This window comes from Alteromonas infernus, assembly GCF_902705815.1.
In genome coordinates, this window is record NZ_CACSIG010000055.1 from 1 (window position 1) to 937 (window position 937).

General features: G+C 41.7%; 1 protein-coding gene. It reads left to right on the top strand.

Going from position 1 to position 937, the window contains the following annotated elements; translation table 11 throughout:
- Nucleotides 1–117: 117 nt before the first annotated feature.
- A protein-coding gene (locus ACX5J7_RS13895; protein ID WP_123325976.1) for an IS5 family transposase occupies nt 118–875 on the top strand; the annotation gives its coding sequence in 2 pieces (ribosomal slippage) (nt 118–616 and nt 616–875; 759 coding nt in all).
- Nucleotides 876–937: the final 62 nt, after the last annotated feature.

Sequence of the window (937 nt, forward strand, 5' to 3'; positions counted from 1 at the left end):
CGGAAAAACTCTCTTATTATTAAAAAAACTAGAGGTTGTTGATCTTTGTATGAAAAGCAGCCGGCATAGCAACGAGGTATAATTGTTTCGCCAAAAATAATTAACCGTAATGTTGCTATGCCAAGAACGATGTTAACAGATGATGCGTGGGAAATCCTAAAAGTACTGCTAAAGGAGAGTGGCAGAGTCTATAACAAATATGAGCACCGAAATACCCTGGAGGGCATACTTTACCGAATGCGTACCGGCATTCAGTGGCGGGATTTGCCATCTGAATTTGGTCTCTGGAATACGGTCTACCGACGATTTAATTTATGGTCGAAGAAAGGCATATTGCAAAAGTTATTTGAAAGCTTAGCCTCCGAGGGTGACCCAGAATGGTTGTTTCTTGATGGTAGTATAGTTAAAGCGCATCAGGATAGTAGCGGTGCAGCGGGTAAACAAGATGAGGCCATCGGAAAAAGTCGAGGTGGTAACTCAACGAAAATTCACCTTGCGGTAGATAGCGGTGGCCTGCCCGTTTATTTTGAACTATCCGGTGGTCAAGTGAACGACATCGTACATGCACAAAGTCTGATAATAAACTCCCCACAAGCCGATATTGTTTGTGCTGATAAGGCTATGACAGTGAAGCTTTTAGAGCTTACGTAGAAGAAAGTGGAGCAGATGCCAATATTCCACGCAAACGAAATAACAAATTAGGTAATGACGATATGGACTGGTGCCTGTATCGATATAGGCATCTTGTTGAAAACGCGTTTTTGAGGATAAAAAGGTACCGGGCAATATCAACAAGATACGACAAGCTAGCTCGAAACTATAGCAGTACAGTCGCATTGGCATTCATGATGATGTGGCTACCAATGTACTGCTGAACAAATAATGTTCAAAGATCAACAGCCTCTAGTAAACGCCAAAATTTATTAAGATCTTCTCT